This window comes from Mesorhizobium prunaredense, from assembly GCF_900156895.1.
GTDB lineage: Bacteria > Pseudomonadota > Alphaproteobacteria > Rhizobiales > Rhizobiaceae > Mesorhizobium > Mesorhizobium prunaredense.
This window is the reverse complement of sequence record NZ_FTPD01000082.1, coordinates 129,721-149,348: the sequence shown is the minus strand read 5'-3', so window position 1 is coordinate 149,348 and position 19,628 is coordinate 129,721. Positions and strand designations below refer to the sequence as shown.

The window sequence follows — 19,628 nt, the reverse complement described above, 5'->3', positions numbered from 1 at the left end:
GTGAGGTTCCGCGCCAGCAGCAGTCGGGAGGGTATGGCTAGATGCTTTTGGCCGACATTTGTCCGGCAATGTACTCGGCCTGACGGATCGCCAGCGACACGATCGTCAATGTCGGATTTTCAGCCCCGCCCGTGGTGAACTGGCTGCCATCCGACACGAACAGGTTCTTGATATCGTGCGCCTGGCCATGCTTGTTGACGACGCCGTCGGCCGCCTTCTCGCTCATCCGGTTGGTGCCGAGATTGTGGGTCGACGGATAGGGTGGCGTCGGGAAGGTCCGCGTCGCCCCGACCGCCTCGTAGAGCGCCGAGCCCTGTTTGTAGGCGTGGTTGCGCATTGCCGTGTCGTTGGCATGGTCGTCGAAATGGACGTCCGCCACCGGCATGCCGTGCGCGTCCTTGATATCGGCATGCAGCGTGATGCGGTTTTCCTGGCGCGGCATGTCCTCGCCGACGATCCACATGCCGGCCATGTGGTCGTAGTGGTCGAGCCCCGTGGTGAAGGAACGCCCCCAGCCGCCGGGATTGAGGAAGGCGGCCATGAACGGCAGGCCGAGCGACAGCGTCTCGAGTTCGTAGCCGCCGACGAAGCCGCGCGAGGGATCGTTGCGGGCCTCATCGCGGATGATACCGGCCATGGTGGTGCCGCGATACATATGCACCGGCTTGTCGAAGATGCCGTAGACCGAGCCGGTGGTGTGGCGCATGTAGTTCTTGCCGACCTGCCCCGACGAATTGGCAAGGCCGTCGGGAAACTGACTCGATGCCGAATTGAGCAGCAGCCGCGGGCTCTCGATCGAATTTCCGGCGACGGCGACGATGCGGGCCTTCTGTTCCCTCAGTCTGCCGTCCTTGTCGGCATAGACGACCCCGGTTACCTTGCCTGACGCATCGTGGTTGATCTTGATGGCCATGGCATTCGGCCTGACCTCGAGATGGCCGGTCGCCTCGCCCTTGGGAATTTCGCTGTAGAGCGTCGACCATTTGGCGCCCCATTTGCAGCCCTGGAAGCAGAAGCCGGTCTGCTGGCAGGCATTGCGGTCGTCGCGCGGCTCGGAATTGATTGCCATCCGGCCGGTGTGGCACTCCTTGTAGCCGAGCTTGTCGGCGCCGGCCTTCATCACCTTGAAGTTGTTGTTGCCGGGAAGGCCTGGGATGTTGTTGGTGAGCGTCACGCCGAGCTTGTCTTCGGCCTTTGCGTAGTAGGGCTCCAGCTCGGCAAGCGTGATCGGCCAGTCGAGCAGGTTTGCGCCGTCCAGTTTTCCGTAGGTCGAAAGCGTTTTGAATTCGTGCTCCTGAAAGCGCAGCGAAGCGCCCGCCCAGTGCGTGGTCGAGCCGCCGACCGCCTTGACGATCCATGCCGGCAGGTTGGGGAAATCCTTCGCCACCCGCCAGTCGCCCGAGGTCGTGCGCTTGTCCGTCCAGGCGAGCTGGGCGAATGAATCCCACTCGTCATTGATGAAATCCTCGTATTCGTGACGGGCGCCCGCCTCCAGCATGACGACATCGATGCCCTTCTGCGCAAGCTCATTGCCGAGCGTGCCGCCGCCGGCGCCCGAGCCGATGATGACGACCACGCCGTCGTTGTTGAGATCAAATGGTGGTGCCAAGGTTTCCTCCCGTTATGTCTGTTGTGTGCGGTTGCGACGACGGGGGGCTCAGAGCCACTCGATGTCGTCGAACCCGCGCGCCATATAGCCGCCCTTGGAGTAGGATTCGCCCTCGTAGCCGAAGATCGGCCAGACCTCCTTCTGATTGTAGAGGCCGACAACAAGCCCGCCGCGGACGGCCTGGAAGAACGGCGTGTCCTGGATATCCCTGAGCACCGCAACGCGCTGCTCCTCCCAGCCGAGACCGGTGTAGCCGCCCTTGCCCGATTTCAAGTCGAGATCTGCGATGCCCTTTTCGATAAGGTCCTTGTGGGCAGGGTCCTTGCCGGCCTGCTCATCATGCGCCTTGACGGCGATTGCGTAATATTTGTCAGGCACTTGGTCGTGCGGGTAGATGTCGCGCGCCATCTGGATCAGGGTCGCCATGGTTTCGGGCTTGAGCGCGGATGTTTCGAGACCCCAGGCATGTTCCGGGCTGATGACGGCACTGCCTGAAATGACCAGCAAAGCGCCGACACCGCCGCGCTTCAGAAGCTCGCGGCGCGATAGCGCTGGCTTCGTTTCATGGACCGGCTTGCTCTCATAAATCGTGACCAATTGTTCCTCCCTTGCTTGCTATTCGCACCCGAACGTGCCCTGGCTGGCGCCGCGCTGGCCGGCGCGGCCGTAGTATCTCCTATTTGAACCGGCCCTGACGCTGCAGAACCTCGATCTTGTAGCCATCGGGATCCTCGATGAAGAAGAAGCGTGCGAGCAGTGCTCCGTCGCGGTTGAGCTCGACGATCTTCTTCGGGTTCAGGCCAAGCGCGCCGAGCCGGTCATGTTCGCTGTCCAGATCGGCGACCGAAACCGCGAGGTGGCCGTAGCCGTCGCCGAGCGCATAAGGCTCCTGGCGGCCCTTGTTGACGGTGAGCTCGACTTCGAGCTCCGCCTCGGCATTGCTCAGATAGACGAGCGTAAAGGTTTCGAAATCGAGCCGTTCGGCGACGTCCAGTCCAAACGCTTTCCGGTAGAAGTCGACGGACCGGGCCTCGTCGAGAACCCGGATCATGGTATGGATCGCCTTCGCCAAATGACACTCCGTGCGGTAAGCGCGATGTGCGCGTCGGCGTGATTATGCGCGGGTTGCGGCAAACGTGGTGGCAGCCGATTACCACGCGCTAATCTAACGACGGGGTGGGAACCGCCTAAGGACGAAAGTCCGATTGCTGTTTTCCGCTTTCCAGCTGAAGATAATTGGCCACGACAGGCACTGCCCAAAGGCGCGAATCACCTCTGATTGCGCCCAAAATCAACAAGGATGGCCAGAACCGACAAGAACGGCCAGATCAATAAGAACGGGAGGTAACGATGTGCAGGGTTTTTGCCGGGCAGGATCCGGAGGGCTACCGGCAGATCAACCGGTCGATTCGTATCGACGGGCATTCGACCAGCATCCAGCTCGAGGCGACGTTCTGGGCATTGCTCGACGAGATCGCCGACAGCCAGGGCCTGACGACGCCGAAATTCATCTCGAAGCTCTATGACGAGGCCATCGAGATCAATGGCCAGATTCCGAACTTCGCCTCGATGCTGCGCACGACCTGTGCTCTCTATCTGCGCGGCCATCGGCCCGGCATCGAAGAACACACGGCGCCGAAGCGGCAGGCAGCTTAACTTTCGATCGCGACATCGAGCGCCAGGCGGGCCATATCGGTGAAAAGCGCCTGGCGTTCGGAATAATCTGTTTGCTCGCCGGTCACCACATTGTCGACGACAGTCAGCATCGACAAAGCCCTGGCGCCGAAATGCGCGGCGATGCGATAGAGCGCGCTGGTCTCCATATCCACGGCCAGCGCGCCCTGTGCCTGCGCTTCGGCGAAGCGGTCGCGCCCCTTGGGATGATAGAATATGTCGCTGCAGATGGTCAGCCCGGCCTGATGTTCGATGCCGATTTCGGCAGCCCGGGCCAGGGCTTGGGAAACCAGCTCCGGATCGGGTCCGGCATCGGCACCATAGAGCCCAAAAACCTGGCCGCTCTCGGCACTTTCACCCCGCACCGCTTGCGAGATCACTAAACTGCGCAGTTTAACCGCGGCAGTCAGGGCACCACAGGTACCGGTGCGGATCAGTGTCCTCACGCCATGGAAGTCCAGCAATTCATGCGCGTAGATCAGGAATGACGAGACGCCGATGCCGGTGGACTGTATGCTGACGGGCTTGCCGCGAAACAGGCCGGTAAAACCGAGGGCCTGCCTTCGACGGTTGACGCAGCGCGGCGCCTCGAGAAAGGTTTCCGCCATCCATTCGGCACGCTGCGGATCGCCCGGCAACAGCACTGTTGCGGCATAATCGCCCCTGCCTGCCTCGTTGTGCGGCGTCACGGCATGCTCCCCCAAAACCCGCCGCCTGTTTCCCCCATAATCATGGCAGTCTCACGCCATTTCGCAAGTGCGAATTAGTGAGCCCTAAGATTCCAGCACATCCTTGACGATTGTGGCCAGTTGCTTGAGCGAAAACGGCTTCGGCAGGAAACCGAAATGCGCGTCTGCCGGCAGGTTCTTGGCGAACGCGTCCTCCGCATAGCCGGAAACGAAGACGAATTTGATGTCCGGCTGCCGCTTGCGCAATTCGCCAAGCAGCGTCGGCCCATCCATTTCCGGCATCACCACATCGGAAACGACAATGTCGACCTTGCCGCCGAGCGCCTCGAAGATTTCCAGCGCCTCGACGCCCGAGGACGCTTCGTGGACGGTGTAACCGCGCGACGTCAGCGCCCGCATGCCGCCCATGCGCACGGCATCCTCGTCCTCGACCAGCAGCACCGTGGCCGAACCTGACAGGTCCTTGGCTGCGTCGGCGATCTTTGCCGGTGCAGCCGGCGCCTCGCCGGGCTCGCCTGCCGTTCTCGCCTCAGCAACGTAGCGCGGCAGGAAGATGCGGAACACCGATCCTTTGCCGACCTCGGAATCGCAGAAGATGAAGCCGCCTGTCTGCTTGATGATGCCATAGACCATCGACAGACCGAGGCCGGTGCCCTTGCCGACCTCCTTGGTGGTGAAGAACGGTTCGAAAATCTTCTTGAGCACTTCGGGGGCGATGCCGCTGCCGGTGTCTTCGACTTCGACCACCACATAATCGGCCGGCGCAAGTTCGCGGTAGGGAAGGCTCTTGCTCTCCTCTGTGGTCACGTTGCGGGTGCGCACGGTGAGCTCGCCGCCGTTCGGCATCGCATCGCGCGCATTGACCGCCAGATTGACCACCACCTGCTCGAACTGCCCGATGTCGACCTTCACCGGCCACAGATCGCGGCCATGATCGACCTTCAGCTTGATGTCGTTGCCGACCAGACGGGCCAGCAGCATCCGCAGATCGGCAAGCACGTCGGTCAGGTTGAGCACCTCCGGCCGCAGCGTCTGCTTGCGCGAGAAGGCCAGAAGCTGCCGCACCAGCGAGGCCGCCCGGTTGGCGTTCTGCTTGATGTTCATGATGTCGGGGAAGGACGGGTCCGACGGGCGGTGGTTGGTCAACAAGAGGTCCGACGCCATGATGATGGCGGTCAGCACATTGTTGAAGTCGTGTGCGATGCCGCCGGCAAGCTGGCCGACTGCCTGCATCTTCTGGCTTTGCGCCATCTGGCCCTCGAGCGCCTTCTGCTCGGTGGTCTCGACGGCGTAGACAATGGCCGATTCTTCGGCGCCCTCGCCGGTGCCGTCGGCAACCGCGTTGACGTAGAAGCGCATGTGCCGTTCTTCATTGCCGGGCAGCAGCGTATCGATCGGTTCGATATCGGCCTGCCGTTGTCGCGCTTTTTCGAACGCCGCGGCAAAGGCGGGGCGGTCGCGCTCATGGATCACCGTGTCCAGCCGTACGCGCCGATCGACCGCGTCCCCGTCGACGACGGAGGAAAACAGCGACAGGAAAGGCGCGTTGGTGCGCAAGATGCGCCCGCGGTTGTCGACAGCCGCTATTGCCATCGGCGTCGAATTGAAGAAGCGGGTGAAGCGTATCTCCGAGGCGCGCAGATCGGCGGAAGCGTCCTCGCCTTGCGTGCGGTTGAGCACGATGGTGCGCGTCGGACCGTTGGCGCCTTCGCGGCTGGCCGAAACCCGATGCATGAAACGCACGGGCAGCGCCTCGCCCTTCACTGTCGTCAGATCGAGATCGATGACCGCATTGCGGGTGGTGCCGGGATCGGCCTTGACCGAGCGGACCAGCGCCATGCCGTCGCCGGCGACGATCTCCGAAAGCGTGACGGCACCAGGCGTGAAGCTCGTCAGGTCGATGCCCAGCCACTCCGCAAGCGTGGCGTTGATGTAGGTGACGCGGCCTTCCTGGTCGGCCGAAAAGAAGCCGGCAGGCGCATGGTCGAGATGGTCGATGGCCTCCTGCAGATCAAGGAAGAACCGCTCCTGCTCGGCCCGTTCTTTCGAGATGTCGGCGAGTTGCCAGGCGAGCAAGGGCAGCCGCTGGCCGGGAACGCTGAAGGCGCGGGCGCGGACACGGTACCAGCGCGCGCCCGGCTCGGCGCCAGGTCGAATGGATTGGGCAAGCCGAAACTCACCGTCGCCGGGCTGGCCGTCGCGCAGGCCGGAGGCGAGCCGGTATATGGTCACCGAGGCCTCGGGAACATCGGACAGCAACCCTTCGACGGTCTTTAGGTCCGCCGCAGAAGCCGCGCCCGTCATGTCGGCATAGGCCCGATTGGCGTAGACGACACGACCCTTGGTGTCGGTGACCAGAAGGCCTTGCGACATTGAATCGACGAAGGCTTTCGACAGTTCGTCACTCGTCGAGCGCGGCGTGATCTGCACGAAGCCGATGGCGGTGGCGAACAGGAAGCCGACACCGATCATCGCCAGCACGCCAAGCATTCCAAGCAGGAATGGATCGCCAAGACGTTCTCGGAAAAGGCCGAAAACGATCGCGGCTCCTGTCAGCACAACGATGAAGACGATGAGCCGGGTGACCGCGCCCGGTCGCGTGTTCTGGTCGACGATCGGTACCGGATAGAAATCGCCGCGCGCTTCCTTGGCCATGTGCCCCCTGCTCGTGAATTCCGGTACTTGCCCCTGCCCGGTTGAATCACATTCTCAGGGTCCGGAAAAGGCCTTGGCGGCAACTGTCCGCTAAAAACGACACCCCGTTCGGCGCCTGGTGCGGTGATTCCGAAATTCGCATCCATCCTGGTCCGACGCGAGCGAATTTCGGATTCATCACACCGGCAACTTGCTGATAAATCCAGTGTCGTGGATTGAAGTGGGAACGCTGACGCCCTCAATTCGCAGAAACTTGAAATCCACCACATGGGTGTTTCAAGGCTGTTCACGAAGCGCGAAACGTAACTTGCAGTCGCGTGCCGCAACAGTCTAGTGTCGCGTCTTCTTCGAAAGCTGATTTTGGGGGCACCAATGCTGCAGTGGCTTGATAGCGTGGCGGGTCCTGGTTATGCCGCGGCAATCCTGTGGACCTTTGTCGCGCTTGTCCTTGTGGTCATCGTTCTCCTGATCATCAAGCTGGTCCGCAATCTGACCTTTGGAACATTCGTTGCCGGCGGCAGGAACCGCAAGACGCGGCTGGCCGTGATGGACGCCACCGCAGTCGACAGTCACCGCCGATTGGTGCTGGTGCGCCGCGACGATATCGAGCACCTGCTGCTGATCGGCGGCCCGACCGACGTCGTCGTCGAACGCGACATCAGGCTGTCGGCGCTGCGCCGGCCTGCACTGACCGGAGATGGCGGCGGCCATCAGCCGGCGCCGCCGCCGCGCGCGCCTCAACCGGCCCCCGCGCCAGTGAGGCAAGCACCGTCTCCGCAGCCGGCAAGCACGGCCCCAACGCCTGTCCGGCCGCATCAGCCCGCACCGGCGCCGGCGCCGAGGCCAGCAGCGCAAAGCCCTCAATCGGCGACCATCACGCCGCTGCCCGCCTACACCAATGCCGTTCGGTACGCGCCATCGCCGGCAAGACAGGATTCCCCGGCAAAGTTGGATTCCCCGGCTAAGCAGGATTCCCTGGCAAAAGAGGATTCCATCGACGATACGCTGATGAGGGAGCTCGAGGTCCCGTTTGATGACCCGCACCCCGCCAAGCCGGAGAGCAAGCCGGCGGCGAAAGCGCCGTCGTCTCTCGATGACGAGATGACGAAGCTTCTCGGCGAGTTGTCCAGCCAGAAAAGATAACCGGCCAACGACTAAAGCGCGTCGCGTTTGAAGGGATTCATGCGACGCGCTTTAAGTTCTTGTTTTATGCATGTCGTTATCGCAAAACCGCTGCGCACTTTTGCGCGACATGCATTAAATGGCCGGAGACCGGCCATGAAACAAATTCGCTATTGGCTGCTTTGTAGACGCTTCGCCCGTTTCGACGCTTCGCCCGTGCTTCAGTCGTCGCGGTAGACCTTCTCGCGGCGTTCGTGGCGCTCCTGCGCCTCGATCGACAGGGTCGCGATCGGACGCGCATCGAGCCGCTTCAGCGCGATCGGCTCGCCGGTTTCCTCACAATAACCGTAAGTGCCTTCATCGATTCGCTGAAGCGCAGAATCGATCTTTGAAATGAGTTTCCGCTGGCGATCTCTGGCGCGAAGTTCGATGGCGCGGTCGGTTTCCGAAGAGGCGCGATCGGCGAGATCGGGGTGGTTGGCGTTTTCCTGCTGCAGGATTTCGAGAGTTTCGCGCGCTTCGCGCAGTATGTCGTTCTTCCAGGTGACGAGCTTCAGGCGAAAGTAGGATTTCTGCCGCTCGTTCATGAACGGCTCGTCTTCGGAGGGTACGTAATCGGCGGTAACGATGTCGTTCATTCGACTCACCCAGACAGCCCCAAATTTGGCGCCTATATATTCACGGACCGAATGCTGCACAAGCGCAATCGACGACAGTTTCACGCAATTGTTAATCTCGGGCAAAATGCCATGGGCCGCATCATTCGCATGAAGGGCGCGACCGAATTCGCGTATGATTCGTTGGGTTTGTGGCGGCCGGCCATTGTGCGCAAGGCCTTTCTCATGACTAATCCCGCAGCGCCTTTTGACGAGTTTCGGTGTTTGGCACAAGCGAGGGACCGGTGAGCAAGCTTTATCTGCTGAGGCATGCGAAGGCCGGATGGGCCCTGCCGGGCATGCGCGATTTCGATCGTCCGCTCGACGCATCCGGCGTCGCCGACGCCGAAACAATGGGTGCGGTCATGCGGGCCTGCAACTACGTCCCGGACCTAACCCTTTGCTCGAATGCAAAGCGAGCGCGCCAAACGCTGGAAGGCCTGGCCGGTCACACCGATACGGGCCGGGTCCTGTTCCTGGAGACGCTCTACAGCGAGGATGCCGCCGGCTATCTCAACCTCATCCGCGGCAATGGCGGGCCCGGCTCGCTGCTCATCGTCGGCCACAACCCGATGACGGAAGATCTCACCATCGCGCTTTCGGGCGAAGGCGACGAGGCTGCGAGGGGAATGCTGAACCACGGCTTCCCGACCTCCGGCCTCGCGATCGTCCGTTTTCCAGGCAGTCTTGCCAACGCCGCGCAAGGCACCGGCTATCTCGAAGCCTTCCTGTCGCCGGCCGATATCTGACGCCATTTCAAACGTAGCCGGCAGCGCCTATATCGGGGCGGACCGAAGCCCCGAGAGACCGCATTTTGGCATCATCGCTGACCACTTTCACCGACGAGGCGAAGATTGCCCTGGATACTCTGTCGGGGCGTGCTACGGCGCTTTTTTCGCCATCGCTGCGGCTGGGTGTTACCGGCCTCTCCCGCGCCGGCAAGACGGTGTTCATCTCAGCCTTTGTCCACAATCTGATCCATGGCGGGCGGTTGCCGCTGTTCGAGGCGCAGAAATCGGGGCGTATCGCCCGTGCCTTCCTCGAAGAGCAACCCGATGACGCCGTGCCGCGATTCCAGTACGAGGACCACATCGCGGCCCTGGTCAACGACTGCCTGTGGCCGGATTCGACACGTGCCATTTCCGAGCTGAGGCTTACCATCGAATATGAATCGGCCTCCGGCTGGAGCCGCATGTTTTCATCAGGCAGGTTGTCGGTCGATATCGTCGACTATCCTGGGGAATGGCTGCTTGACCTGCCGCTGCTCGGCAAATCCTACGCTGATTTCTCACGCGAAGCCTTTGACATGGCCGTGCTGCCGGTGCGCGCCGACCTTTCGCAGGAATGGCGCGCGCTCTCCGCCGCAATCGACGCGAATGCCGACGCCGACGAGATGACGGCGCGACGCCTCGCCGAGAGCTTCGCCGCATATCTCAAGGCATGCAAGCTCGACGAGCGGGCGCTTTCGACCCTGCCACCCGGCCGTTTCCTGATGCCCGGCGATCTTGAGGGCTCACCGGCGCTGACCTTCGCGCCGCTGCCGGGCCTGAGCGAGCGGCGGGCGCGGTCCGGGTCGCTTCAGGCGATGATGGAGCGGCGCTACGAGGCCTACAGGACGCATGTCGTAAAGCCGTTCTTCCGGGAGCACATCACCCGCCTCGACCGTCAGATCGTGGTGATAGACGCCCTGCAGGCCTTGAATGCGGGGCCCGGCGCGATGGCCGATCTCGAACGTGCGGTGACCGAAATCCTCGCCTGCTTCCGCCCCGGTCGCGGCAATTTCCTGACGGACTTTTTTTCAAGACGCATCGACCGCATATTGGTGGCGGCGACAAAGGCGGATCATCTGCATCACGAAAGTCACGACCGGCTGCAGGCGATCGTGCGGCGGCTTGCCGACCGTGCCGTGGCGCGGGCGAATTTCACCGGCGCCGATGTCGACGTGGTCGCCCTGGCGGCGGTGCGAGCGACCCGCGAAGGCACGGTCAAGCAAAGCCGTGAAACGCTGCCGGTCATCATCGGCACACCGTTGAAAGGTGAAAAGATCAACGGCGAAACATTTGATGGTAGAACAGAGACAGCCATATTTCCCGGTGACTTACCGGAAAAAATTGATGCAGTGTTCGATGTCTCTGGACCAGACCGTCGGCAGAACCCGGGCCATCGGCAGAGCCCAGGCCATCGGCAGGGCAATCAGGACCCGGCGATCCGCTTCGTGCGCTTTCGCCCGCCAAAACTCGAACGCACTGCCGAAGGCGTTACGCTGTCGCTGCCACATATCAGGCTCGACCGCGCCCTGCAGTTCCTGATCGGAGATCACCTGGCATGACCGCGCCCCGCAAGCCCGCGGCATTTCGCATCGAGCCGGAAGCCCCGCCAAAGCAACAGGCGGCCTTGCGCCAGCCCGACGCCGCCGCGGCCAGAAAACCACGCACCGTGAACGCTGACCTTGCCGTCGTCACGCCGGCGGAAATCGACGTTTTCGACGAGCCGGACATCATCGCCGCCGAACCGCCGCCGGCGACCGCGCCGCGGCAGCGTTCGATATCAGGCAGCCTGTTTTTCGGCGCATTGGGCGTTCTGGTTTCGCTGGCCCTCGGCCTTTGGACCGACCAGCTGATTCGCGATCTGTTCACCCGTGCCGAATGGCTGGGCTGGCTGGCCGCCGGCATGGCCGTGATCGCGCTGCTCGCGCTCCTGGTCATCCTAGCCCGCGAGTTCCTGGCGATCGCCCGCCTCGCCGAGGTCGAAAAGCTGCAGAAGCGGGCGCTCGACGCCATCGCCCGCGACGATCCGAAAGCCGCTCGCGCCGTGGTCGACGAACTGTCGGCCTTTGTCGCGGCCAAGCCCGAAACCGCGGCCGGCAGACGCGCCCTGGCAGACTTGCGCGACGAGATCATCGACGGTGGCAATCTGGTGCGCCTGGCCGAGACCGAAATCCTCGGTCCCCTCGATGCGCGCGCCAAGGTGATGATCCTCGAAGCGGCAAAGCGTGTGTCGCTGGTGACGGCGGTCAGCCCTCGCGCTCTGGTCGACGTCGCCTATGTCGTGTTCGAAGCCGGCCGGCTGATTCGCCGGCTGTCGGAGCTTTATGGCGGCCGGCCGGGCACGCTGGGGTTCTTCCGGCTGGCACGCAGCGTCCTCGCCCATCTGGCGGTGACCGGCTCGATTGCCGTCGGCGACAGTTTCGTGCAGCAGATCGTCGGCCATGGCCTTGCCGCCCGGCTCTCGGCAAAACTTGGCGAAGGCGTCGTCAACGGCATGATGACGGCGCGCATTGGCATTGCTGCGATGGAAACCGCAAGGCCCCTGCCCTTCAGCGCCGCGAGGCGTCCCGGCATGGGCGATTTCCTGTCCGCGCTGACATCATTTGCAACCAAAAAGCAGAAGGAAACATCCGCTTCCGACACGTGACAACCGTCTCCGACGCCGCACGTCCTGGTGGCGCGCAAAGGGGTGCTGCAGCACGGTCGATTCGCCCATGATCTCAGCGCAAATCGCGCCGGTTTTCGGGGCCATGCGCAAGCGGTGACGAAGCATTAACCAATCTTGTTCATGGTCGGACGGGTTCCAAACTAGTCTCTTTGTTGCCGGGTGTCGTCGATGAAAAGCGTGATCTTGTCTAGCGTCCTGCCCATGGCAGTCGTGGTTTCAACAACTGCCGGCATGGCCGAAAAGACCTTTGCGGCAGAACGGGACAAGAAGTTCTTTCGATCGGTGGAAGGCGAATGGGTCGGCCCGGGGGAAATTGTCGCCGGCAAATACAAGGGCACGAAATTCACCTGCAATTTCACCGGTTCGACGCCGGACGGCAAGATCGGCATGTCGCTCGACGGCGGTTGCCGGGTCGGCATGTTCACCCAGCAGATGTCGGCGACGATCCAGCACAAGGGCCGCGAGGGCTACAAGGGCAGCTTCATGGGCGGTGCCGCCGGTTCCGGGCTCGACATCATCGGCGGCAACGTGGTCAGCGCCAACAAGGTCGTCTTCACCATCAACCGTAACCAGTTGCGCGGCGTCATGCAGGCTCTTGTCCCCAACGACAATTCGATGACAGTGACGGTTGCGGTGCGCGTCGACCAGCAATTGGTGCCGGTCATCGGCATGAAGCTAAAGCGCGTCGATACGCTCGAAGTCGGCTCCATCGCGCCGAACTGACCGATCGCCTGCGCATCCAGTGGACTTGCGGCGCGCTGTGCAATTAGTGAATGGTGAATGGTGAATGGGATTAGATATCACTTCAGACTACTACTGACTACTGACTACTGACTACTGACTATTCACTATTCACTATTCACCAAAAAAGCGGCAGCCACGGCCACCGGAGCGCGCCTGCAACACTGCTGCACCAGTTTCCGGATTCGGACTGTTCGATCTCAGCCGAAGCCCCTATCTTGGCCGCTCGATGCCGCAGCACGTGCAGCGGTCCTTAGAGAGAACGGAACGGCAGGCATGGCGGCAGAAGCAGCGGGCAGCGATCTGATCCACGTCGTGGCGCTGCTCGCCGCCGGTGTTGTCGCCGTGCCGATCTTCAAGCGCATCGGGCTTGGTTCCATCCTCGGCTATCTGGCGGCCGGCGTGGTCATCGGCCCGTTCGGCGTCGGCATCTTTTCCGAATCGGAAGCCATTCTTCACGTCGCCGAGCTCGGCGTCGTCATGTTCCTGTTCATCATCGGGCTGGAGATGCAGCCGTCACGGCTGTGGGGCCTCAGGCGAGAGATCTTTGGCCTTGGGGCATTGCAGGTCGGCGTGTGCGCGCTGTTGCTGACCGGCGTCGGACTGGCGGGAGGTTTTCCGGTCTCGCAATCCTTCGTCGCCGGCGCCGGTTTCGTGCTGACCTCGACGGCGATCGTCATGCAGCTTCTGGAGGAACGCGGTGAGATCGCCGCGCCCAAAGGCCAGCGCATCGTCTCCATCCTGCTGCTCGAAGACCTGGCGATCGTGCCGCTGCTGGCGCTGATCGCTTTCCTGGCACCGGGCGGCGCCGATATGAGCTTGACGCAGCGGCTGACGGAGGTGGGCATCGGTCTTGCCGCCATCGTCGGGCTGGTGCTGGCCGGGCGTTACCTGCTCAATCCGTTCTTCCGCATCCTGGCGGATGCCCGCGCCCGCGAAGTGATGACCGCCGCCGCCCTTCTGGTCGTTCTGGGGTCGGCGCTTTCCATGCAGCTCAGCGGCCTGTCGATGGCGATGGGCGCTTTCCTGGCCGGCGTGCTGTTGTCGGAATCCAGCTTCCGCCATCAGCTCGAGGCCGACATCGAACCATTCCGCGGTGTGCTGCTCGGGCTGTTCTTCCTCGCTGTCGGCATGTCGCTCGACCTGCACGTGGTTGCCCAGAACTGGCGGCTTGTCGCCATCTACGTCGTCGCCTACATGGTGATAAAGGCGATCGGCATCTACCTTGTCGCCCGCATCCTCAAGACCGGCCACCGGGAGGCGCTCGAGCGCGCCGTCTTCATGGCGCAAGGCGGCGAATTCGCCTTCGTTCTCTATTCCGCCGCCGCGGCGGTCGGCATCATCGACAGCCAGGCTAACGCGACGCTGACGGCGATCGTCATCATCTCCATGGTGCTGACGCCGCTGGCCATTCTGGCATTGCGGTATCTGACGCCGCGCGACGAGCAGTCGCTCGAAGGCGTCGACATCGCCGATGGCCTGACCGGCAGCGTGCTGATCATCGGCTTCGGCCGCTTCGGCCAGATCGCCAGCCAGCCGCTGCTGTTGCGCGGGATCGACGTCTCGATCATCGACAATGAGGTCGAGATGATCCAGGCGGCGGCCGATTTCGGTTTCAAGGTCTATTATGGCGACGGCACGCGGCTGGACATTCTGCGTGCCGCAGGCGCCGGCCGCGCGCGCGCCGTGTTGATCTGCGTCGACAAGCCCGATGTCGCCGTCCGGATCGCAAAGCTGATCAAGGCGGAGTTTCCCCTGCTCACCGTGCTGGCACGCGCTTTCGACCGCGGAACCGCATTGCAGTTGATACGTGCCGACGTCGATTTCCAGATTCGCGAAACCTTCGAATCAGCGCTTGTCTTCGGCGGCTCCACGCTGGAAGCGCTGGGCGTCGACCCCGAGGAAGTCGCCGAGGTGATCGAGGACCTCCGCCACCGCGATGCCGCCCGTTTCGAGTTGCAGCTCGCCGAAGGGGTTCGCGCCGGAGCGCGCTTCCTCAAGGGCAATATCGGCACACCCATTCCGACACCGCTCAGCCAGCCGCGCCGCACCGGTCAGGCGCTCAATGAAGAGACCGCCGGCGTTCTGCACAAATCCGAGCCTGCCGACTAAACACGTGGAGACCAAACAGATGACCGTACTGGACGAGCGCGCGCTCTCCGTCACCAAATTCTGGCGTAACGCCGGGAAAGATGCATGGTTCGAGAAGAATGACGCCTTCGACGCAGAGTTCCGCAACCGGTTTCTCGACCTGCATTACGCTGCCGCGCGGCGTGAATGCGACGACTGGTCGGAGCATGCCGAAGGCTCACTGGCGCTGATGATCCTGCTCGACCAGTTCCCACGAAACTGTTTTCGCGGCACCGGCCATATGTATGCCACCGACCCGCTGGCAAGGCATTTTGCCGAAAAGGCGATCACCGCCGGCCAGGATCTGGCGCTCGACGAAGAGCTTCGCGTCTTCCTCTATTTGCCTTATGAGCATTCGGAGCATCTCGCCGACCAGCTCAAATCGGTGGACCTCACCACCGCCAAAGCCCAATCCTATCTGAAGTATGCCGTCGAGCACTTGGAGATCATTCAGCGCTTCGGCCGCTTTCCGCATCGAAACAGGATGCTTGGCCGAGAGACGACGCCGGAGGAGCAGGTGTTCCTCGACGGCGGCGGGTTTTCCGGCTGACTTCGCGCAGGTCAATCGCCTCAGACAAAGATTGCTGGACATTGGCGAAATCCTTTGCGAAGGCGTCCTTCTCCCCGTCACTATACGGAGAGAAGTGCCCGGCAGGGCGATGAGGGGCAGTGCAAACCTGAAGCGATTGCCGTTGACGATTGTGGCCTTTCCGGCATTTATGACGTCAAGCCAGCCACCAATCCCGGCCGGACGGCAGTCGCTCGATGCCGGCGCTGTCGAGAGCGGCAAGCCGCTCCGCCACGCTTCTGCCGTCGACGGTGAGGTCAGGCGCGATCTCGGCCAGCGGCGCCAGAACAAAGGCGCGCTCCAGCATGCGCGGATGCGGCACTTCCAGACCGGTTTCGTGGATGATCCGATCGCCGAACACCAGAATGTCGATGTCGATCAGCCGTGGACCCCAGCGCTCCTCGCGCACCCGCTTCAGCCTGCGTTCGACGTCGAGACAGAGATCGAGCAATGCATGTGGCGCGAGCACGGTCGAAATTTCGGCGGCCGCATTGAGAAAATCCGGCTGGTCGAGCTTGCCCCAGGGCGGCGTGCGGTAAAGCGAGGAGACGACAACGACGCGCGTGTTCCCGTCGGCGTCCAGCATGCGCAGCGCCGCGCCCATCGACCTTGCCGGGTCGCCGAGATTGCCGCCAAGGCTGAGGTAGACCGTGTTATTCGGGCCAGGCAACGGTCACCTCGACATGATCGAGCACGCCGGGCACCGGCGCGTTCGGCTTGCGCACAGTGATCTCGGCCTTTTTGATCTGGGGAAAGCGGGCAGTCAGCGCCCGGGCCACCTCCAGCGCCAGCGCTTCAATCAGAAAACGCCTCTCCCCGGTTATGATCTTTTCGATCACCCCGAAAGCAACGCCATAGTGGACGGTATCCTCGATGGAATCATCGACCAGCGCGCGGCCGGGTTCGACGGTGAGCGCGGCGTCGACATAGAAACGCTGGCCGAGCGTCTCCTCCTCATCCAGCACGCCGTGCCGAGCGAAGAAGGCGCAATTTTTCATGCGGATGATATACATCGCTCAGCGTCCTGCTCGATTGGAGCGATGCGCGTCCGCTTGGCCGCACAGACTACGCTCTAAGGCTTTTAATCTACGCATCCTGCTGGAACCGATTTCGATTTGCGAGCTATGCGGCGGTTTCACGCGCCAGCATAGCATCCGCAACCGCCAGCGCATCCACATTGATTGCGACATCGTGGACGCGAAAAAGCTGCGCGCCCTTGAGCCTCAGTATGACGCTCGTCGCCGCTGTTCCGGCCCCCCTGCCCGAAGCGTCGCGGCCGGTGACGGCGCCGATGAAGCGCTTTCGCGATGTACCGGCCATCAGCGGAAAGCCCAAGACATCGAGCTCGGAAAACCGTGCCATCAGGTCGAGATTTTCCTCCGCGGTTTCCTTGGCGAAGCCAAAGCCCGGATCGAGCACGATCTGGTTGTCGGCAACGCCGCTCCGCCGGGCGATTTCCAGGGACTTCTCGAGGAAGAAGAACTGATCCTCGATCACGTCGGGCAGTTTTTGCCTGTCACGCCCGGTGTGCATGATGACAAGCCCGGCGCCGGTCTCGGCCGCGACCCGCGCGATGCCCGGCTCGCGTTGCAGGCCCCAGACGTCGTTGAGGATATGCGCGCCGGCGGCGACGGCAAGCCGGGCGGTGTCCTCGCGATAGGTGTCGACCGAAATCAGCGCCTCGCCGAGCCCGGCGAGCGCCTCGATGACAGGCAGCACGCGGGCCTGCTCTTCCTCGATGGCTACCGGAGATGCGCCGGGGCGTGTCGACTCCCCACCGACGTCAATGACTGAGGCCCCCTCTTCCACCATCCGGCGCGCCTGGGCGATCGCCTGTTCGGGCGCAACGAACAGCCCGCCGTCGGAAAAACTGTCCGGCGTGACATTGAGGATCCCGACGATCACCGCCTTGCCGGCAAGGTCGAGATGGCGCCCATGCGCCAGCTGCCATCGCCCTGTCGTCATTGTCGATCAACCATGTATGATCCACCGAAGATCAATTCCGTTGCGTCGGCAACGGCCGTAGCGCAAGGTGGGCAAAGAGGCAACATGATGAAACGATCCCTGCTTTGCGCCCTGATGCTTGCTTGTTCCGCCTTGCCGGCGGGCACGGCGAATTTGGTGAAGACATATAGCTATTTCAGCATCGGCGGCAGAACGCTCGATGATATCGGATCCCAGCTTACGAAACTTGGACCTCGGGTGAAAAGCACCGGGATGCGGCATCCAGGCGCCACGCAGATGGCGTTCACCACCCGCGTCAGCTATGCGGAAAAATCGAGCTCCTGCGCGATTGCCGACGCCAACGTCACCGTCAAGGTCAAGGTGATCCTTCCCGAGTGGCGCCGCCCGCGCAAGGCTGATGCCGGCGTAAAGCTGTTTTGGGATACATTGTCCGCCGACATCAAGCGTCATGAGGACCGCCATGTCGAGATCGCCAAGAACCATGCCAGCGAACTCGAGGATGCGCTGAAGGCGACCCACCCGCGCAAGACTTGCCAGGAGGCCAAGGCCAAGGCAGCGGAGATCTCCGCCGCTATTCTTGCCAAGCACGACCGCGCCCAGATGCAGTTCGATCGCGTCGAAACCATCAATTTCGAAAGCCGCATCCTGCGGCTGCTGCGCTATCGCATGAAGCGGATCGAAAACGGCCGGCTGCCGGGTTAGCTTCGGCCAGACGGTAAGGTCGATTCTCGGGGAGTAAAAGCTCAGCCGGCGACGCCGAGCTTCTTCTGCAGGCTGGTCGACGACGTCGTATACTGGAATACGATGCGCTCGCCGGGGCTGACGATGCGCTTGGCGGCCTGCGCCATCAGGGCGACCTCATGGAAGCCCGACAGGATCAGCTTCAGCTTGCCGGGATACCAGTTGATGTCGCCGACGGCGAAGATGCCCGGTACCGACGTCTGGAATTTCTCGGTGTCGACCGGGATCAGGTTCTCATGAAGATTGAGCCCCCACTCGGCGATCGGTCCGAGCTTCATGGTCAGGCCGAAGAACGGCAGCAACCGAGTGCATGGCACCTCGGTGTCACCGTCGGGTCCCTTGATGGTCGCCGCCGAGAGATGGCCGTCCGTGCCGGTCAGGCCGGTCACCTGCCCGACCTGGAAATCCAGTTCCTTCATCTCCTGCATGGCGTACATCTTGTTGACGCTGTCGGGCGCCGCGCGGAACTCCGGCCGCCGGTGGACCAGCGTCACGCTCTTGGCCACCGGCTGCAGGTTCAGCGTCCAGTCGAGCGCCGAATCGCCGCCGCCGACGATAACCAGGTCGTGGCCGCGGAATTCCTCCATCCGGCGAACCGAGTAGAAGACGCTCTTGCCCTCATAAGGCTCGATGCCCGGAATTGGCGGCCGCTTCGGCTGGAAAGAGCCGCCGCCGGCGGCGATAACCACAACCTTGGCTTCAAACACCTCGTTCTCGTCGGTGATGACGCGAAAGCTGCCGTCCTCAAGCTTTTCGAGGCTCGAGACCATGCGGTTAAAGGTGAAGTCGGGCTTGAACGGCGCGATCTGCTCAAGCAGTCTGTCGACCAGGCCCTGGGCCGAGATCGATGGCCAGCCGGGAATGTCGTAGATCGGCTTTTCCGGATAGAGTTCGGCGCATTGCCCGCCGGGCCGATCGAGTATGTCGATCAGATGGCATTTCATGTCGAAGAGGCCGAGCTCGAACACGGCGAACAGGCCGACAGGCCCTGCCCCGACAATCAATACGTCCGTCCTGATGATATCGGTCATGAATGCGCCTTCGATGCGCATGACCCCGAAAATCGGAATCGATTCTCGCCGGGGATCCTGCGCCAAAATCACGGTGCTACAGCGCGCTTTGCGTGTTCCAGGGAACGTGCGGCGCTGTAGAGAACGGCGCGACACTGCATGACCATTGGCCCACTGCCAAGCCGGGGCCGGAAAAATCGGCGATATCTATCGCTTAAGCCTCCACGCTTCAGCCCTGGCGGGCGGGCACACGCACAACCAGGCCGTCGAGAGCGTCGCGTACCTTGATTTGACAGGAGAGCCGTGAGTTCGGCTGGACGTCGTAGGCGAAGTCCAGCATGTCCTCTTCCATCGCTTCCGGCTCGCCGACCTCCGCCGTCCATGCCTCATCGACATAGACATGACAGGTCGCGCAGGCGCAAGCGCCGCCGCATTCGGCCTCGATCCCCGGCACGGCGTTGCGGATCGCGTTCTCCATGACGGTCGAGCCGTTTTCGGCATCCACGTCAAAATGTGTGCCGTCATGGGCGATGAAGGTCAGCTTGGTCATTTGTCACCTGAAGGGAGTCCCAGCCGAGATAATCACTCCCGCTGACAAGTCAACTGCGGCGCGAAAGCGGCGCTCTATGCCGT

Annotated in this window: 20 protein-coding genes; 9 read left to right on the top strand and 11 right to left on the bottom strand. The window is 62.5% G+C overall.

Annotated features, from left to right (window positions below):
- Positions 1 to 37: 37 nt before the first annotated feature.
- The 3 genes from BQ8794_RS33460 to BQ8794_RS33450 form a co-directional block, all read right to left on the bottom strand.
- Entirely contained in the window at positions 38 to 1,609 is a 1,572-nt protein-coding gene (locus BQ8794_RS33460; RefSeq protein ID WP_077384012.1) for a GMC family oxidoreductase, read from the bottom strand.
- A gap of 48 nt (positions 1,610 to 1,657) precedes the next feature.
- Positions 1,658 to 2,206, bottom strand: coding sequence for a Twin-arginine translocation pathway signal (locus tag BQ8794_RS33455; RefSeq protein WP_077384011.1), 549 nt, complete (start codon positions 2,204 to 2,206; stop codon positions 1,658 to 1,660).
- Between the two features lie 79 nt (positions 2,207 to 2,285).
- The gene (locus BQ8794_RS33450) at positions 2,286 to 2,681 is read right to left on the bottom strand and encodes a VOC family protein (RefSeq protein ID WP_077384010.1); all 396 of its coding nucleotides are present in this window, start codon (positions 2,679 to 2,681) and stop codon (positions 2,286 to 2,288) included.
- Positions 2,682 to 2,959: 278 nt separating this feature from the next.
- On the opposite strand from BQ8794_RS33450, the gene BQ8794_RS33445 reads away from it, so the two are divergent.
- On the top strand, positions 2,960 to 3,265 hold the full coding sequence (locus BQ8794_RS33445) for a ribbon-helix-helix domain-containing protein (RefSeq protein ID WP_077384009.1): 306 nt from the start codon (positions 2,960 to 2,962) through the stop codon (positions 3,263 to 3,265).
- On the opposite strand, the gene BQ8794_RS33440 is transcribed toward BQ8794_RS33445, so the two are convergent.
- Together BQ8794_RS33440 and cckA are read right to left on the bottom strand one after the other, a co-directional pair.
- Entirely contained in the window at positions 3,262 to 3,972 is a 711-nt protein-coding gene (locus BQ8794_RS33440) for a purine-nucleoside phosphorylase (RefSeq protein ID WP_077384008.1), read from the bottom strand. The genes BQ8794_RS33445 and BQ8794_RS33440 overlap by 4 nt on opposite strands.
- 84 nt (positions 3,973 to 4,056) lie before the next feature.
- Complete coding sequence (gene cckA / locus BQ8794_RS33435) at positions 4,057 to 6,627, bottom strand: cell cycle histidine kinase CckA (RefSeq protein ID WP_077384007.1); 2,571 nt, start codon at positions 6,625 to 6,627, stop codon at positions 4,057 to 4,059.
- A 372-nt stretch (positions 6,628 to 6,999) separates the two neighbouring features.
- Between cckA and BQ8794_RS33430 the strand changes: the two genes are divergently transcribed.
- Complete coding sequence (locus BQ8794_RS33430; RefSeq protein WP_167378937.1) at positions 7,000 to 7,770, top strand: flagellar biosynthetic protein FliO; 771 nt, start codon at positions 7,000 to 7,002, stop codon at positions 7,768 to 7,770.
- Between the two features lie 200 nt (positions 7,771 to 7,970).
- Here the strand turns inward: BQ8794_RS33430 and dksA are convergent, their stop codons facing one another.
- On the bottom strand, positions 7,971 to 8,387 hold the full coding sequence (gene dksA, locus BQ8794_RS33425; protein ID WP_006202025.1) for an RNA polymerase-binding protein DksA: 417 nt from the start codon (positions 8,385 to 8,387) through the stop codon (positions 7,971 to 7,973).
- Positions 8,388 to 8,650: 263 nt separating this feature from the next.
- On the opposite strand from dksA, the gene BQ8794_RS33415 reads away from it, so the two are divergent.
- The 6 genes from BQ8794_RS33415 to BQ8794_RS33390 all read left to right on the top strand — a co-directional run bounded on the left by BQ8794_RS33415 (position 8,651) and on the right by BQ8794_RS33390 (position 15,261).
- Entirely contained in the window at positions 8,651 to 9,154 is a 504-nt protein-coding gene (locus BQ8794_RS33415) for a SixA phosphatase family protein (protein WP_077384005.1), read from the top strand.
- A gap of 65 nt (positions 9,155 to 9,219) precedes the next feature.
- A complete protein-coding gene (locus BQ8794_RS33410; protein ID WP_077384004.1) occupies positions 9,220 to 10,734 on the top strand; it encodes a YcjX family GTP-binding protein in 1,515 nt (504 codons plus the stop codon).
- Positions 10,731 to 11,819, top strand: coding sequence for a YcjF family protein (locus BQ8794_RS33405; protein WP_077384003.1), 1,089 nt, complete (start codon positions 10,731 to 10,733; stop codon positions 11,817 to 11,819). The genes BQ8794_RS33410 and BQ8794_RS33405 overlap by 4 nt, the downstream gene beginning before the upstream one ends.
- Before the next feature lie 189 nt (positions 11,820 to 12,008).
- The gene (locus tag BQ8794_RS33400; protein WP_077384002.1) at positions 12,009 to 12,563 is read left to right on the top strand and encodes a hypothetical protein; all 555 of its coding nucleotides are present in this window, start codon (positions 12,009 to 12,011) and stop codon (positions 12,561 to 12,563) included.
- Between the two features lie 294 nt (positions 12,564 to 12,857).
- Positions 12,858 to 14,693, top strand: a complete 1,836-nt coding sequence (locus BQ8794_RS33395; protein WP_077384001.1) for a monovalent cation:proton antiporter-2 (CPA2) family protein — start codon at positions 12,858 to 12,860, stop codon at positions 14,691 to 14,693.
- Between the two features lie 19 nt (positions 14,694 to 14,712).
- Positions 14,713 to 15,261: a DUF924 family protein gene (locus BQ8794_RS33390; RefSeq protein ID WP_077384142.1), complete on the top strand. Its 549-nt coding sequence runs from the start codon at positions 14,713 to 14,715 to the stop codon at positions 15,259 to 15,261.
- A gap of 175 nt (positions 15,262 to 15,436) precedes the next feature.
- Here BQ8794_RS33390 and folK read toward each other — a convergent pair whose 3' ends face one another.
- The 3 genes from folK to folP form a co-directional block, all read right to left on the bottom strand.
- Positions 15,437 to 15,949 carry a 2-amino-4-hydroxy-6-hydroxymethyldihydropteridine diphosphokinase gene (gene folK / locus BQ8794_RS33385; protein WP_077384000.1) on the bottom strand — a complete coding sequence of 171 codons (513 nt, stop codon included), beginning with the start codon at positions 15,947 to 15,949 and terminating at the stop codon, positions 15,437 to 15,439.
- Positions 15,933 to 16,292, bottom strand: coding sequence for a dihydroneopterin aldolase (folB, locus tag BQ8794_RS33380; protein WP_077383999.1), 360 nt, complete (start codon positions 16,290 to 16,292; stop codon positions 15,933 to 15,935). Before folB ends, folK begins: the two co-directional genes overlap by 17 nt.
- Positions 16,293 to 16,401: 109 nt before the next feature.
- Positions 16,402 to 17,244, bottom strand: coding sequence for a dihydropteroate synthase (gene folP / locus BQ8794_RS33375; RefSeq protein ID WP_077383998.1), 843 nt, complete (start codon positions 17,242 to 17,244; stop codon positions 16,402 to 16,404).
- An 84-nt stretch (positions 17,245 to 17,328) separates the two neighbouring features.
- Here folP and BQ8794_RS33370 point away from each other — a divergent pair, with 84 nt between their 5' ends.
- On the top strand, positions 17,329 to 17,946 hold the full coding sequence (locus tag BQ8794_RS33370; protein ID WP_167378936.1) for a DUF922 domain-containing Zn-dependent protease: 618 nt from the start codon (positions 17,329 to 17,331) through the stop codon (positions 17,944 to 17,946).
- A 41-nt stretch (positions 17,947 to 17,987) separates the two neighbouring features.
- Here BQ8794_RS33370 and BQ8794_RS33365 read toward each other — a convergent pair whose 3' ends face one another.
- Both BQ8794_RS33365 and BQ8794_RS33360 read right to left on the bottom strand, forming a co-directional pair.
- Complete coding sequence (locus tag BQ8794_RS33365) at positions 17,988 to 19,016, bottom strand: NAD(P)/FAD-dependent oxidoreductase (RefSeq protein ID WP_077384141.1); 1,029 nt, start codon at positions 19,014 to 19,016, stop codon at positions 17,988 to 17,990.
- Positions 19,017 to 19,224: 208 nt separating this feature from the next.
- On the bottom strand, positions 19,225 to 19,545 hold the full coding sequence (locus BQ8794_RS33360; RefSeq protein WP_006334837.1) for a 2Fe-2S iron-sulfur cluster-binding protein: 321 nt from the start codon (positions 19,543 to 19,545) through the stop codon (positions 19,225 to 19,227).
- Positions 19,546 to 19,628: the final 83 nt, after the last annotated feature.